The organism is Streptosporangium sp. NPDC051022, from assembly GCF_040683035.1.
In the GTDB taxonomy this organism is placed as follows: domain Bacteria; phylum Actinomycetota; class Actinomycetes; order Streptosporangiales; family Streptosporangiaceae; genus Streptosporangium.
The window spans coordinates 113,794-127,446 of record NZ_JBFBCF010000020.1; the positions used below are offsets into that span (position 1 = coordinate 113,794).

Genomic DNA, 13,653 nt, shown 5'->3' on the forward strand with positions numbered 1-13,653 from the left:
CGGGCCCCACAAGTCCCGGCCGGACTCCCGAAGCTCCGGCCGGGACCCCCTCCGCTCTCGGCGGGCATCGGGAGCCCCAGGCACCCACCCGCCTTCCCCTCCCCTCGATGGCGAGCCATAATCACCTTCAGTGTCTATAAAGTCACTCAAAGTCAGAAGGTGGAGGGCTCCCCGTTGAGGCGTCTGCGGTACGGCTTCGACAACCTCGTCGCCCGGGGGACCTGGGCGATGATCGGCCTGCTCGCCGTCGCGGCGCTCGCCATGACGGTCGTCGGGGCGACGGCCGTCCTCGCCCTCGCCCCGGGTGCCACGGATCTGCCCTCCGCTCTCTGGTCGGGCCTCATGCGCACGATGTCACCGGGGATGGTGACCCAGGACAGCGGCTCACCGGCGTTCCTGGGAAGCATGCTGGTGCTCGCCCTGACGGGGATCGTGATCTTCAGTACGCTCATCGGGCTGATCAAGACGGGGCTCGACCACAAGCTGGCCAGCCTGCGCAAGGGCAGGTCGCTGGTGATCGAGCGTGATCACACGGTGGTGCTCGGCTGGTCGGAGCAGGTCTTCCTGATCCTGTCCGAGCTCTCCGTCGCCCGCGTCGGCAGGAGCGGAGGCAGGGGCAGGACCTGCGTGGCGATCCTCGCCGACAAGGACCGGGTCTCCATGGAGGAGGCCATCAGGGACAGGGTCGCCCTTCCCCGCCGTCTGCGCGTCGTGTGCCGTACCGGGAGCCCGACCGATCCGGCGGACGTGGCCATCGTCAACCCCGGGCGGGCGCGGGCGGTCATCGTGCTCGGTTCGGAGGACGCCGACTCCGACGCGAGGACCATCAAGAGCCTCCTGGCCCTCGACGCCGCTGGGGTGCGGCCGAGGGGCCGGCTGGTCGCGGGCATCCGGGATCCGGACAATCTCATCGCCGCCCGTCTCGCCGGCGGGGGAAACGCGCTGATCGTCGACGTCGACGAGGTCTCGGCGCGGGTCATGGTCCAGACCTGCCTGCACGCCGGCCTGTCCACGGTCTACAACGACCTGCTCGGCTTCCAGGGCAACGAGATCTACTACCGGCAGCCGGGAGAGCTGACGGGCGAGCGTTTCGGCGACGTCCTGCCGACGCTGGAGAACTGCTCGCTCATCGGCCTGGAGCGGGAGGGCAGGGTGCTGCTCAACCCGCCCGGGGAGACCGCGATCGACGCGGGCGACCGGCTCATCCTGCTCGCGGACACCGAGGGCACGAAGCCGGTCCGCACCTCCGCCGGGGTGGACGGGGAGATGATCGTCGCCACCGGCGCGCACGCCCCCGTCGCACGCCGTGTCCTGGTGCTCGGCTGGAACGACTGCGGTGCCGCGATCGTCACCGAGTTCGACCGCTACATCCCGCGGGGCTCGCAGGTGAAGATCGTCACCAACGACTCCCGGATGACGTCCCAGGCCGCCGCCCTCTCCGCCGGGGTCGCCCGCCTGACCCTCACCCACGAGGCCGGGGACATCACGCGGTACCGCACCCTGGAGGCGCTGAACATCGGCGCCTACGACCACGTCCTGATCCTGGCCGACGACCGGCTCAGCCCGCACGTGGCCGACTCGCGCACGCTTCTCACCCTCCTGCACGTCAGGGAGATGAGCAGGAGCAACGGGTGGCGGCACACCCTGGTGACCGAGATCGCGAAGGATCGCGACCGGCGTCTCGTGGAGGTCACCGAGGTCGACGACTTCATCGTCAGCTCCAAGATCACCAGCCTGCTGATGATCCAGGTCGCCGAGAACCCCCGGCGCCATGACGTGTTCACCGATCTGTTCGACGCCGGAGGCCAGGAGATCTACATCAGGCCCGCCGACGCCTACGTGCGGCTGTCGGTCCCGGTCGACTACGCGACCGTGGTGGCCGCCGCGCAGGCGTACGGCGAGGTCGCGCTCGGCTACCGCATGGACTGCACGGCCACCGCCCACTCCGGCGGCGGCATCGTCCTGAACCCGCCCAAGAGCAGACGCCTGACGTTCGAGCCCGGTGACAGCGTGATCGTGCTCGCCGGCGGCGCCCTCCGGCAGACGGGCGACATCCCGCTCCCGGTGGCTCAGGGGAGGACGGCTCAGGGAAGGTCACCGACCGGCGGAAACGCCTGAGACCGTCATGGGAACCCGGCGGAGGGCCGTGACCGGACCGAGCGATCGGCGGAAAGCCGCGCCCACCGCCCCCCTCTCACCAGGTCGGGTGTCTCACCGGGCGGGATGCCTCACCTGGAGGTCGTCGAGAAGGACCTGCGTCGCGGCGGCGATGACGTCCACGGCCCGCTCGAAGGCCTCGGCGTTACGCGTGGACGGCGCCCGGAAGCCGGAGACCTTACGGACATACTGCAGCGCGGCGGCTCGCACGTCCTCGTCGGTCACGTCACTGGCGTAGGGCTCCCGAAGGGTTTTGATGCTCCGGCACATGACAGGGACCATATTCCACCCCACCGACAAAAGACGGCACCTGGCAGCGGGGAACGTGAACCGGCCGGGATGGAAGAACGAAGGCCCGGAGCGAATCCGCTCCGGGCCTTCGTGTCGGTGCGCCGCCAGGGACTCGAACCCCGGACCCGCTGATTAAGAGTCAGCTGCTCTAACCAACTGAGCTAGCGGCGCTTGACCTCGACAAGACTACCGGATCCGAAACCCTGGTCTGTACATGGGACGCCGCAGGACGGCGTGTGACGAAACCCGGAGCAGCCCCGGGCTCGCGGTCGTGGGGCGTCGGCGGACGCGGGACGTCTGGGAGCGTTCCCGGCGGAGTCCATGATTTTTTCCGCTCGCTCCCGCCAGGCCACGGCCTTGATCACGGCGTGGACCACGGCAGGGGCCGGGCGGGCGCCGTTTAGTCCCGCCCTCCCGGGCAGTGGGAGCAGGCCCGAAGAATCAACCCAGAGGGAGATGTACACCATGCAGCCTGAGCTGTGGAGCTACCGAGATGATGTCTATGACGTCAACAAGAGCCTCGACGTCGCGGGCTACCATGTGGAGGCTGCCGACGGGAAGATCGGTTCGGTCGACGAGGCGACCTACGAGGTCGGCGAGAGCTACATCGTCGTCGACACCGGCCCCTGGATCTTCGGTAAGAAGGTCCTGCTTCCGGCCAGCACGGTGATCCGGATCGACCCCCAGGAGCGCAGGGTCCACCTCTCGCGCACCAAGGACGAGATCAAGAACGCCCCCGAGTTCGACGAGTCGAACTTCAAGGAGCGCGTCTACCGGGACACCGTCGGCGATTACTACGGCCGTTTCCCCTACGGCGGCGGTCCGAGCGTCTACTGATGTCGGCGTCTCGAACAGCGATGACGGGAAGGGCCCCGCTTCGGCGGGGTCCTTCCCGCGTCTCCCCCTTCTTTCCGTCCTCCGTCCTTCTTTCCGGCTTCCGTCCTCGCGGTCTTCCCGCCGGGAACGGCCGGGGCGGAGGGAGGCCCGCCGTACCGGGCCCCGGGAGTTTCCCCCTCGGCCGCCCGGCACGCGGGACCGGGCGGCGCTCCGGGCCGGAGCACGCAGGGCTCCGGGAGGCGTTCAGGGCCAGGACGACTCGCCCTCGGGGATGACGGGCCCAGAGAGCACGTCCAGCCGTTCCAGCAGGGTCAGGAAGGTGAGCGCGTACGGCGAGTCCTGGGCGACGGCCGCGACCCGCTTCCAGTCGACCTGCTCGCGCAGCGCCCTGACCTGGGGCAGCAGAGAGCCGTAGTCGCAGCTGTGCTCGGAGAGCGGCAGCAGCCAGGTGATGACCAGGTCGGTCGCCTCGAGGACGGGCAGGATCACCGCGGAGGCCTTCATCGGCTCGGCCCTCGCCAGCAGTTTCGGGGTGATGGGATGGTCACAGATGCTGAAGATCAGGTCCACCAGCCTGCCCTCGTCGTAGGCCTTCACCAGCCAGTCCTCCGGCGGCTTGACCGTCACGAACCCGAGGCCCCGCAGCGTCTCCAGCGCGGCCGGCACGTCCTCCTGGGGAAGGACGAAGTCCACGTCGTGCAGCGAGGGCGCGGCCCCGCGCGCGTAGGCGGCGCATCCCCCGGCGAGCGCGAACCGGACACCGGCGTCCTTGAGCCCGCTGCCCGCCCGTTTCAGCGTTTCCAGGATCGCGTCGGTTACCTCGTGGCTGTGACTTCCCATACCTCCCGCGTACCCCACAGATTCCCGGATAGGCATGGCGAACTTTGACTCGGGTAATGCCTCCTCATGATTCAGGTGGAGCAGACGCACAACGCAGAACCGGAGCCCGGCGAGACACACAAAGAACGGGTCGATCGAGAGCTGGGCGAGCTGTTACAGGGCCTGCGGGTCGCCGTTACCGGCGTGCAGGTCCTTTTCGCGTTCCTGCTCACGCTGCCGTTCTCGGCGGGATTCCACAAGGTGGACACCCTGGGCCGCTGGTTGTTCTTCATCGCGTTGCTGAGCGCCGCCCTGGCGTCGGTCTGCTTCATCACCCCCGCCGCCCAGCACCGCCTGCTGTTCCGGACCCCGCTGAAGGAGAAGATGCTGCACAGGGCCAACGAACTGGGCGTCGCCGGAGCCGTCGGGCTGGCGGTCGCGATGACCAGCGCGGTGGCCCTCGTCGCGGAAACGGTCATCAACGCGTGGCCCGCCGCCCTGTTCGGCGGTGCGATCGCCCTGGCAAGCACATGGCTATGGATTCTTCAGCCAATTGTCGATCTCTACCGGATCAAAGATGTTAAATCATGAATTGTGAGGGCAGAGGCCTGTCATGGCTACCTTGCTCTGGATCATCGCAGTCGTTCTCGTCATCTCCGGGATCTACGTGATCCTGGCTCGTCGTGATCTCCTCTGGGGGATCGTCCTCATCGTCCTCGGCTTCCTCATCGGGCCCGGGGGTGTGAGCATCTTCAACGTATGACGCGGGCGGATGCCCGCGCGAAACCATATTCGGCGCCGAACACAGATCGTCCCGAACTCTCACCAGAAGCATCAGCGGGCCGGGTTTCCACCCGGCCCGCTTCTTCATGGCTTTTCGTTTTCTCTTTTTCCGTCTCCGTCACCTTTTCTTTTCTTCTTGGTGACCTTTCTCGCCGGCCGCCGTTCCGGGGTCGCAGGTGCACCCGTGGGCGTCAGAGGCAGTACACCCCGTAGGCCCGCCTGAGCACCGGCAGCGCCACGTTGCGGACCCGGATGCCGCCCGGGGTCACGCCCTTCTCCGTTCCCGCGTGCGCGTGACCGTGGATGATCAGGTCGGCGCCCTCGGCGTCCGCCGCCTCGGCCAGCAGGTAGCTGCCGAGGAAGGGGTAGATCTCCAGCGGCTCCCCGGCGAGGGTGTCGTTGACCGGGGAGTAGTGCGACAGCACGATCCTGCGGTCGGCCTGGAGTTCCTTGAGCGCCACCCGCCAGCGGTCCGCGATCCGTTTCGTGTGCCCGATGAAGGCCTTGATCTCCGGCTCGCCGAAGTCGCTGGCGCACTTGCCCGCGTATCCCCCGCCGAAGCCCTTGCCGCCGACCACGCCCAGCCGTACTCCGTCGACGCTGAGCACGGTCGCGTCGTCGTGCAGGACCCTGATCCCCACGTCGGACAGCATGGCCGCGATCTCCCCGGGGTGGTTGGAGTGGTGGTCGTGGTTGCCGAGGACGGCGATCACCGGGACCGGCAGATCGCGGAACTCGTCGGCGACCACCGCCGCCTCCTCGAGCGTGCCGTGCCGGGTCAGGTCCCCGGCGAGCAGCAGCACGTCGGCGTGCTCCCCGATGTCGGCCAGCCGTTCGCGGTAACGCCCCCTGAGACTCTCGTCCAGGTGGACGTCCCCGACCGCCGCGATCCGCAGCTGCCTCACAGTTGCTCCTCCTCTCCCGGTTCCCGGACGTCGATGACGCTGATCTCGTTGCGGACCGTCAGCCCGGGAGCCGCCTCGCGGGCCACGTCGGCGATGAGCAGGCGGCGCTCGGTGCCGGTCACCTGTCCGCGTAGGAAGAGCTGCTCGCCCTTGACGTCCACCTTGATGCCGAGTTCATTGGTTCTCTCGTCCTCGGCCAGCGCGCGCTGGACACGCGCGGCGACATATTGCGGAGCCTCCACCGTCGACCTCCTTTGGCTGCGAAATACCGCGTTCCCACGAAACACCGGGCGAAACGCGTTTAAAGGGCCCCCGGGGGGAGAGCGGGCCCTCGGACGGATCTCGGTCCGGGCCCGATCCTGCTCTCGATCGGCAGGGCGGTACCGCGTGAGGGAGGGGAGAGCACGATCCGGGCGCCGGGCATGACCGGCACACGCTCGGGTACGGGAGCCGCCTGCCCCATCGGAGGAGGAGATCATGAAGGACAAGGTCGTCGTGGTGACCGGAGCCAGCGGCGGGGTCGGACGGGCGGTGGTCCAGGAGCTGGGTGCCCGCGACGCCACCGTCGCACTGATCGCCAGAGGCACGACCGGGCTGAGCTCCGCCGCGGTCGACGTCGGCGCGGCCGGTGGCTCCGGGCTGGTCTACGAGGCCGACGTGGCCGACTACGAGCAGGTCAGGGATGCCGCGGAGCGGATCGAGCGGGAGATCGGGCCGATCGACGTGTGGATCAACGTCGCCTTCTCCTCCGTCTTCGCCCCCTTCACCGAGATCACGCCCGAGGAGTACGAGCGGACCACCCGCGTCACCTACCTCGGTTACGTCTGGGGTACCCGGGTGGCGCTGGACCTGATGCGTCCCCGCGATCGGGGAGTGATCGTCCAGACCGGGTCGGCCCTGGCCTACCGGGGCATCCCGCTGCAGGCGGCCTACTGCGGCGCCAAGCACGCGATCAAGGGGTTCACCGAAACGGTCAGGACCGAGCTGATGAGCGACGGGAGCGGGATCCAGATCACCATGGTGCAGCTTCCCGCGCTGAACACCCCGCAGTTCTCCTGGGTGCTGTCCAAGCTCGGCCGTCATCCGCAGCCGGTGCCGCCGATCTATCAACCGGAGGTGGCCGCCAGGGCACTGGTCTTCGCCGCCGAGCACCCGCAGCGGCGCGAGTACTGGGTCGGGGCCCCGACGGCCGCGACCATGATCGCGCAGCGGCTGGCTCCCGGGCTGGTCGACCGCTATCTCGCCCGTTCGGGCCGGGAGAGTCAGCAGACGAAGGAGCTGCCTCCCAACGACGTGGCCAACCTGTGGGAGCCCGCCGACGAGAACAAGGACTACGGTGCCCACGGCACCTTCGACGAACGTTCCCACCCGCGCAGCCTGCAGGCCTGGCTCTCCCGGCACCGGGGCCTGGCCGCCCTCACCCTGGCGGGTGGGGCGATCGCCGTGGCGGCCCTGCGGCGCGCGCGAAGCTGAGACGCGCGGCGAAGCAGCGGGGGGAAGCCGCGGTTGGCGGGAACGGCGCTCGGGAACGGCACTCGGGGACGGTGTCGGGCGGCGGTGGTGAGAACCACCGCCGCCCGCCGGTTCGGGGTGCCCGTCCCGGCCTCCGGCAGTCCCGGCCTCCGGGCAGGGGTCACTTGCCGGTGGCCCGGTGGATGCTCCCGGCGGCCGAGCGGTCGATCGCGGCCTTGACCACACCGAAGATCGCACCCTGAATCGCCGCGGCGACCAGGATCTCGCCCCAGCCGTACTCGGCGGACGTCGCCTGGGGCGCGTCCTCCTTGCCCGACGCGAACTTCCACACCTGCTTGAAAATGGCACCCGCGACGGCGCCGCCGAGCATTCCGCTCACGGCGCTCGCTCCCCGGGATACGACCCTGCTCAACGTTCCGCTCTCCATTCACAGTCGACGTTCACCACCGATCGGGCGGCGGCACCCGCCCGGCCCGCCCCGGTACCGGTTGGCCCGTACCGGCCGCGGGGCGGTCGTGGGCGGGTGGGGCCGTGGATCCTCCGCGCCCCGTAAGGGCGGGGAAGGATCACACGACCGGCGGGTCGTCGTAGTGACGCTCCTCGTAGACGCGGCGCTGGGTCACCGGCTCCTCATAGACGCGGCGCTGGGTCACCGGGTCCTCGACGACGGTGGCGGTGGAGGCCACCGCCCGGCGGGCGATCCTGAGCCGATAGAGCGCGAACAGCAGCCACGCCAGACCGCCGAGCATCAGAATGACGCCGACGATGTTGATGTCGAAGCCGGCGATGTCGAATTCGACCGCCCACGTGAGGATGGCGCCGAGCATGATGAGGACGATGCCGCCTGCGATGGTCATGGGGAACTCCCTCCTTCGAGCCAACGCCCCATCACCTATCCCCCGTGCGAATCTCAAACGTCACGTTCCCCGGACGCCTCACCCCTGCCGTCGCCACGGCCTCGATGAGCAGGCGAAAGTCGTCCAGGTCCCGTTGCCCGCCGGGAGTCGGACGCGGAGGCGGAGGAAACACTCCGCCTCTACGGAGCGCTTCCCGGGGATGGGTCACCCGCCGGCGGGCAGGACGGCGCCCTTGTAGGTGTCCTGGATGAACTTCTTGACCTCGGGTCCCCGCAGGAGTTCGGCGAGCTTCTTGATGCGGGGGTCGTTCACCTTGGCGGGCACGGTCACCAGGCCGTTGGCGTAGGGGTTGCCCTCGCCCTTCTCCAGGATCAGCGCGTCGGTCGCGGGCTGGAGCCCGGCCTCCAGGGCGTAGTTGCCGTTGATGATCGCGGCGTCCACGTCCTCGAGCGAGCGGGGCAGCTGAGCCGCCTCCAGGGGCTTGAAACGCAGGTTCTTGGGGTTGCCCGCCACGTCGCGCTCGGTGGCCTTGACGCCGACGCCCTCCTTGAGGGTGATCACTCCGTTGTCGGCGAGTAGCTTGAGCGAGCGGCCCAGGTTGCTCACGTCGTTGGGCAGTGCGACCGAGGCTCCCTCGGCCAGCTCGGAGATGTTCTCGATCTTCTTGGAGTACAGGCCGAGCGGCTCGATGTGGACCGGCGCGACCCAGCTGAGCGTGATGTTCTTGCCCTTGGAGAACTCCTCAAGGTAGGGGATGTGCTGGAAGTAGTTGGCGTCCAGCTGTCCCTCGGCCAGTTGGACGTTGGGCTGGACGTAGTCGGTGAACTCGACGATCTCCAGGTTCAGCCCGGCCTTGGCCGCGAGGGTGTCCTTGACGAACTTCAGGACCTCGCCGTGGGGCACGGGGTTCACCCCCACCTTGAGCGGGGCGTCGGCCTTCGGCGCGGCGGCGGGCGCGGTCGTGGTGGCCGACGACCCGCCGCACGCGGTGAGGGCTCCGGCCAGGATCACTCCGGCCACGATCCCGAGCAACTTGCGCATGACTTTCCCCCTTTTCCCGCATGTTTAGTGGGAAATATGTCACAGGGGAGAGTCCGCGGACAAATCGGTTACTGGCCCAGCATCGCCAGCAGCTGCTTGACCTGGGCGGAGCGCGAGGCCTCGATCCGGTCCGCCAGGGCCTTGGTCGCGGCGTTCCCGCCGGCCATCTTCTCTATCTTGGCCATCTGGACGGCGTCGTCCTGCTGGGCGATCAGCGCGTTGATGAACTTCTTCTCGAAGTCCGCCGGGGCCGTCTTCTCAAGCGCGTCGAACTGCGCCTTGGTCAGCCCCGACCCACCGTGGGAGGCGTGCGCGTTGGAGGCCGAGCCCGCCGTGGGCTGGTTCCAGCCCTTCAGCCAGGCCACCATCGAGGCGGTCTCCGCCTCCTGGGTGGTGGCGATGGCCGCGGCCAGGACCTTGAGGTCGGACCGGACGTTCCGGCTCTCGGCCATCCGTACCAGCTTCACGACCTGGGTGTTGTGCGGCGCCATCATCTGCAGGAACGTCACGTCGGCCGGGTTGTGCTCCGGACCGGCGTCGGCCGCCGGCGCCGCGACGGGCGCACCGGGAGGGGTGTAGGTCAGCTGACCTCCGCCCTGCAACTCCTGGATGCTGTGCGCGCCGCAGCCCGTGAGAAGGAAGGCGCCCAGGACGATCGGGACCGCGCGTTTCATCATTGGTACTCCTGTGGGGGGGTGCTCTGATCGGGACGGCGGGCGCCGTCCCGATCAGGCCAGGTCAGACACGCTGCCAGAGCGAGGGAACGTTCGACGGCTCCCAGCCCGCCAGCGCGGTGTGCGCCTGCAGGCACCGGTAGGTCGCCCCGTTGTAGGTCACCAGGGTGCCCGCGCTGTAGACGGTGCCCGCCTTCCAGGCGTTGCCCGACTGGGTCGGCGTCACCGTGGGAGTCACGGTCGGCGTCACCGTGGGGGTCACCGTGGGGGTCACCGTGGGGGTCACGGTCGAGGTCGGCGTCACCGTCGGCGTCACCGTGGGCGTCGCGGTCGGGGTGCTCCCGCCGCCGAAGTCCACGTCCGAGCAGGTGTAGAAGGCCTCGGTGCTGCCCCACATGCGCTGCCAGATCGAGTAGATGAGCTGGCGGCCCTTCCGCTGCGGAAGGTTGATCGTCCAGTTCGTGAACGTCGTGGGGTTCTGGTGGGCGAACGTGGTGATGGGCTCCAGGTCCGACCACTTCAGCGGCTGGGTCGGGTCCCAGCTCTGCTTGGTGATGTAGAACTCGAAGTTGCCGTCCCCGTGGGGCGCGGTCGCGTGGTAGGTGACCGTCAGCGGCCCCGGCGAGACCTGGGTCGCGGGCCAGTCGGCCCTGACGAGGTCGAGGCCACGGTATTTGTCACGCCCGGCGCTGCAGAGCTTGCCGTCCGGGATGAGCGCGCGGTGGTTGCCGCCCGCCTCCAGGATGGAGACTCCGTTCCAGTCGTAGAAGGCCTGGGTGCCGCCGGCCGCGACGGCCGCCTTGCACGCGTCCGACTTGGGCGTCTCGGGCCCCTCGTTCTTGCAGACGTAGGCACGGCTGGGCGGGTTCGACAGGCTCCCGTGGGCATCCGCCGCCGTCATGGGGAGCAGTGCGAGCAGGGAACCGATGGTGAGTGCGGCGGCACCGGTTGCCACCTTGTGTCGCAGGTGCACGTGGACTCCTCCTGGAAGGGGGGATGGAGGTAGGACATGTCCAACGGCCGACGGATAGCGCGTTATTAACAAGAAACCTTACTAAAAATTCATTCGGTGCGGCTACATACCGGCCGCATATTCACCTGGCCGGAAGGCCCCTTCCCCGCCGGCCACCTCGAAGGCCTTCCCCTCCGCGCCACGAGCAGGCCCTCCGCGCCACGAACGGACGCTCACCGCCGTGAACGGGGCGTCCGCCGCATCGCGATCATCGTACGGGCGCCGGTCAGGCCGGCGCCACCGCTCACCGTACGGCGTCGCGAGAGGCTCCGGGCGCGAACGCGCGGGGGCGGGTCCCCGGATCGCCCGGACACGGATCACTCGATCACGAGGACGACCTTGCCCCGGCCGTGCCGCGCCTCGACCTCGCGGTGGGCGTCGGCGGCCCGGTCCAGCGGGTAGGTCCGGCGCACGTGGAAGGCGAGCTCCCCCCTGGCGTGGAGATCGGCCAGCTCGGCGAGGCGGGAGGCGAGGCGCACTCCCCTGGTCACCTGGACGCCCAGTTCCTCGGCCCTGTCGTGCTCGACCAGGGTGACGACTCGCTCTCCCTTCACCAGCCGCAGTGAGACGTCCAGGGCGTCGCCGCCCGCGCCGTCCAGGACCATGTCCACCCCGCCGGGGGCGAGGGCGCGCACCCGCTCCAGCAGGCCCTCGCCGTACGCGACGGGGATCGCGCCGAGCGAGCGCAGGTAGTCGTGGTTCTCCTCGCGCGCGGTGCCGATGGCCGTGGCCCCCCACAGCCGGGCCAGCTGTACCGCGGCACTGCCGACCGCGCCCGCGGCGGCGTGGACCAGGATCGTGTCGCCCGGCCCGACGCCGAGTTGCCTGAGGGCGATGTGGGCGGTCTGCGTGCCCGCCGTGAAGCCGCCCGCCACCTCCCAGGACATGTTCGCGGGTTTGGCGGTGACGTTCTCGGCGGGCACCACCACGTATTCGGCGTAGCAGTTCAGCAGGCTGAAGCCCAGCACCTCGTCGCCCACGGCCACCCCGGCGGTTCCGGGCACCCCCGGCCCGACCTGGTCGACGACCCCGGCGAACTCGTTGCCGGGAACACGGGGCAGATCCCCCTCCACGCCCGCGGGCAGCCACCCCTGGCGCACGCCCACGTCGAACGGCTGCACGCCCGCGGCCCTGACCCGGACCCGGATCTGTCCCTCACCCGCCTCCGGCACCGGCAGGTCCGTCACCTTGAGCACCTCGGGTCCACCGAACTCGGAAAACGCAGCGGCCTTCATCGAAAGCTCCCTCACTCGTCGCCGTCAGCCACCACCCTGCAACCCCAACCAAGGTTTAGGTCAACCGGTCGACCCGATCGTCCCGCCACACTCCGCGCAGGCCGTCGGAGTGCCCGGCGAATGGCGTGGCGGCACGGTACAGCTCATTTACTCCGGCGTCCGGAGAACACAGGGCCCGTCAGCCCGAAATCGGAGGCACCGGCGATCGCGTCCGCGAAGAAGTCGGCGGACCGGGCGGCCACGGCGCCGTTCACGTGAATGTGTCCCGGAGCGACCGGCTGCCTGCGGAACAGAAATCCAGGGAGTACGGAGACGCCCTCTCGGGCCAAGCGTGTGCAGACCGAGTGCTCGTCGGGAACCGGCACCCAGACGCTGATGCCGGCGTTACTTCCGATGTCGAATCCACGCCGCTTCAGCGCGTCGACGAAATCGGCGTGCCGTTGCCGGTATGTGGTGGCGGCAGCGGCGACGGCCGCCGTGGACGCGGCATCGGTGAGGTGAAACGCGAGGGAGTTCTGCAGGATTCGGCTCACCCACCTGCTGGAGTAGGTGATCTTGAACCACATCCGCTCGATGTGGTCGTGGGCACCCCCGACGACCGCGACTCGCAGGTCGGTTCCATGCGAGAAGAGGAAGTTCTGGATCTGGACGAGTTGCGCGCCCAGGTAAGGACCCAACGACGGTATGCCGTCCTCCGCGAGGAAGGGAATGACGACGACCTCGATGACGGTGACGGACGATCCCGCGAGCAACGCGGCCGCTTTCTCTATCCAGGCAGGGGTGACCGACCGTCCCATCGGAATATGCCCGAAGGGTTGGTAGAGGAACGCACTCGGCTTGTCAGCCAGAGCCCTCGCGAGAACATCGAGGTCCGGTCCGTCAGGACCGCAAGGAATGGAGACAGGGGTGGCGCCGACGGATTCGACGATATCGAAGAGACGGGGAAACGACGGTTCCTCGACCATGACGCGATCACCCGCCTTGATCGACGCGCCAAGGGCGAGATCGACGCCGTCCATTCCGCCGTGTACGACCAGGAAGTCCTCCGCACGGAACGGCCAAGTCTGTTCGACGGCGCCGCGAAGCTCGGGAGTGATCAATTCCGGGTCGAGTGAGTGTAGTCCGGGCCTTCGTATCGCCGCGAGCAGCGCCGGCTGCGGGTCGGGAAGCAACTGCGGATCGTAGTTGAGGTTCCCCAGGTCCACGGGCGTTCCGGTGCTCGCCCGCAGCATGCGTTCGAGTCTCGACGCGCGAGGCGTCGGCGGCGGTCCGGTGACGATGGTGCCGCCCCTTCGCCGCGTCTCGACGACGCGACGGTCGGCGAGGATGCGCCAGGCCTGGGCGACGGCCGACGGACTCATTCTCAGCTCATGGGCCAACTCACGGATGGTGGGGAGTCGTGTCGCCGTCGGGATCTCACCCGAGGCGATGAGCTCCAGCACGGTCCGTGCCAGTACGTCGGTGCTGTGCAGCGGCGTTCGAGTCGCGATGAGCCGGCGAAGCTGGTCAGGCTCCACACTCCCCCCGTTCGTTCCAGATCGGGCCATCGCTTATATGCCGATATGTACG

General features: G+C 68.9%; 16 protein-coding genes and 1 tRNA gene. 5 read left to right on the forward strand and 12 right to left on the reverse strand.

What is annotated here, in order from left to right:
- Window positions 1-174 precede the first annotated feature (174 nt).
- Window positions 175-2,118: a potassium transporter TrkA gene (locus tag AB0N02_RS28795; RefSeq protein WP_363952779.1), complete on the forward strand. Its 1,944-nt coding sequence runs from the start codon at window positions 175-177 to the stop codon at window positions 2,116-2,118.
- Window positions 2,119-2,211: 93 nt separating this feature from the next.
- On the opposite strand, the gene AB0N02_RS28800 is transcribed toward AB0N02_RS28795, so the two are convergent.
- Both AB0N02_RS28800 and AB0N02_RS28805 read right to left on the reverse strand, forming a co-directional pair.
- Window positions 2,212-2,427, reverse strand: coding sequence for a DUF2277 domain-containing protein (locus AB0N02_RS28800; protein WP_363952781.1), 216 nt, complete (start codon window positions 2,425-2,427; stop codon window positions 2,212-2,214).
- Between the two features lie 118 nt (window positions 2,428-2,545).
- A tRNA-Lys gene (locus AB0N02_RS28805) sits at window positions 2,546-2,619 on the reverse strand.
- Between the two features lie 294 nt (window positions 2,620-2,913).
- Between AB0N02_RS28805 and AB0N02_RS28810 the strand changes: the two genes are divergently transcribed.
- Window positions 2,914-3,285 (forward strand): PRC-barrel domain containing protein, encoded by a 372-nt coding sequence (locus tag AB0N02_RS28810; RefSeq protein WP_363952783.1) that lies wholly within the window; start codon window positions 2,914-2,916, stop codon window positions 3,283-3,285.
- Window positions 3,286-3,528: 243 nt separating this feature from the next.
- Here the strand turns inward: AB0N02_RS28810 and AB0N02_RS28815 are convergent, their stop codons facing one another.
- Window positions 3,529-4,125 carry a hypothetical protein gene (locus AB0N02_RS28815; protein ID WP_363952785.1) on the reverse strand — a complete coding sequence of 199 codons (597 nt, stop codon included), beginning with the start codon at window positions 4,123-4,125 and terminating at the stop codon, window positions 3,529-3,531.
- Between the two features lie 66 nt (window positions 4,126-4,191).
- On the opposite strand from AB0N02_RS28815, the gene AB0N02_RS28820 reads away from it, so the two are divergent.
- Window positions 4,192-4,695: a DUF6328 family protein gene (locus tag AB0N02_RS28820; protein ID WP_363952787.1), complete on the forward strand. Its 504-nt coding sequence runs from the start codon at window positions 4,192-4,194 to the stop codon at window positions 4,693-4,695.
- Window positions 4,696-4,717: 22 nt separating this feature from the next.
- The gene (locus tag AB0N02_RS28825; RefSeq protein WP_363952789.1) at window positions 4,718-4,867 is read left to right on the forward strand and encodes a GPGG-motif small membrane protein; all 150 of its coding nucleotides are present in this window, start codon (window positions 4,718-4,720) and stop codon (window positions 4,865-4,867) included.
- Between the two features lie 211 nt (window positions 4,868-5,078).
- On the opposite strand, the gene AB0N02_RS28830 is transcribed toward AB0N02_RS28825, so the two are convergent.
- Complete coding sequence (locus AB0N02_RS28830; protein ID WP_363952791.1) at window positions 5,079-5,792, reverse strand: metallophosphoesterase; 714 nt, start codon at window positions 5,790-5,792, stop codon at window positions 5,079-5,081.
- Complete coding sequence (locus tag AB0N02_RS28835) at window positions 5,789-6,034, reverse strand: BON domain-containing protein (RefSeq protein WP_363952793.1); 246 nt, start codon at window positions 6,032-6,034, stop codon at window positions 5,789-5,791. Before AB0N02_RS28835 ends, AB0N02_RS28830 begins: the two co-directional genes overlap by 4 nt.
- Window positions 6,035-6,269: 235 nt before the next feature.
- Between AB0N02_RS28835 and AB0N02_RS28840 the strand changes: the two genes are divergently transcribed.
- Window positions 6,270-7,265, forward strand: coding sequence for an SDR family oxidoreductase (locus AB0N02_RS28840; RefSeq protein ID WP_363952795.1), 996 nt, complete (start codon window positions 6,270-6,272; stop codon window positions 7,263-7,265).
- 160 nt (window positions 7,266-7,425) lie between these two features.
- Here the strand turns inward: AB0N02_RS28840 and AB0N02_RS28845 are convergent, their stop codons facing one another.
- The 7 genes from AB0N02_RS28845 to AB0N02_RS28875 form a co-directional block, all read right to left on the reverse strand.
- Entirely contained in the window at window positions 7,426-7,644 is a 219-nt protein-coding gene (locus AB0N02_RS28845) for a DUF4235 domain-containing protein (RefSeq protein ID WP_363952797.1), read from the reverse strand.
- Window positions 7,645-7,831: 187 nt separating this feature from the next.
- The gene (locus AB0N02_RS28850; RefSeq protein ID WP_363952799.1) at window positions 7,832-8,122 is read right to left on the reverse strand and encodes a DUF6458 family protein; all 291 of its coding nucleotides are present in this window, start codon (window positions 8,120-8,122) and stop codon (window positions 7,832-7,834) included.
- Window positions 8,123-8,326: 204 nt separating this feature from the next.
- Window positions 8,327-9,163: a MetQ/NlpA family ABC transporter substrate-binding protein gene (locus tag AB0N02_RS28855; protein ID WP_363952801.1), complete on the reverse strand. Its 837-nt coding sequence runs from the start codon at window positions 9,161-9,163 to the stop codon at window positions 8,327-8,329.
- A gap of 68 nt (window positions 9,164-9,231) precedes the next feature.
- Complete coding sequence (locus tag AB0N02_RS28860) at window positions 9,232-9,840, reverse strand: DUF305 domain-containing protein (protein ID WP_363952803.1); 609 nt, start codon at window positions 9,838-9,840, stop codon at window positions 9,232-9,234.
- Window positions 9,841-9,901: 61 nt separating this feature from the next.
- Window positions 9,902-10,810 (reverse strand): lytic polysaccharide monooxygenase, encoded by a 909-nt coding sequence (locus AB0N02_RS28865; protein WP_363952805.1) that lies wholly within the window; start codon window positions 10,808-10,810, stop codon window positions 9,902-9,904.
- Window positions 10,811-11,166: 356 nt separating this feature from the next.
- The gene (locus AB0N02_RS28870) at window positions 11,167-12,084 is read right to left on the reverse strand and encodes an NADP-dependent oxidoreductase (protein WP_363952807.1); all 918 of its coding nucleotides are present in this window, start codon (window positions 12,082-12,084) and stop codon (window positions 11,167-11,169) included.
- A 143-nt stretch (window positions 12,085-12,227) separates the two neighbouring features.
- Window positions 12,228-13,601 (reverse strand): aminotransferase class I/II-fold pyridoxal phosphate-dependent enzyme, encoded by a 1,374-nt coding sequence (locus AB0N02_RS28875; RefSeq protein WP_363952809.1) that lies wholly within the window; start codon window positions 13,599-13,601, stop codon window positions 12,228-12,230.
- Window positions 13,602-13,653 lie beyond the last annotated feature (52 nt).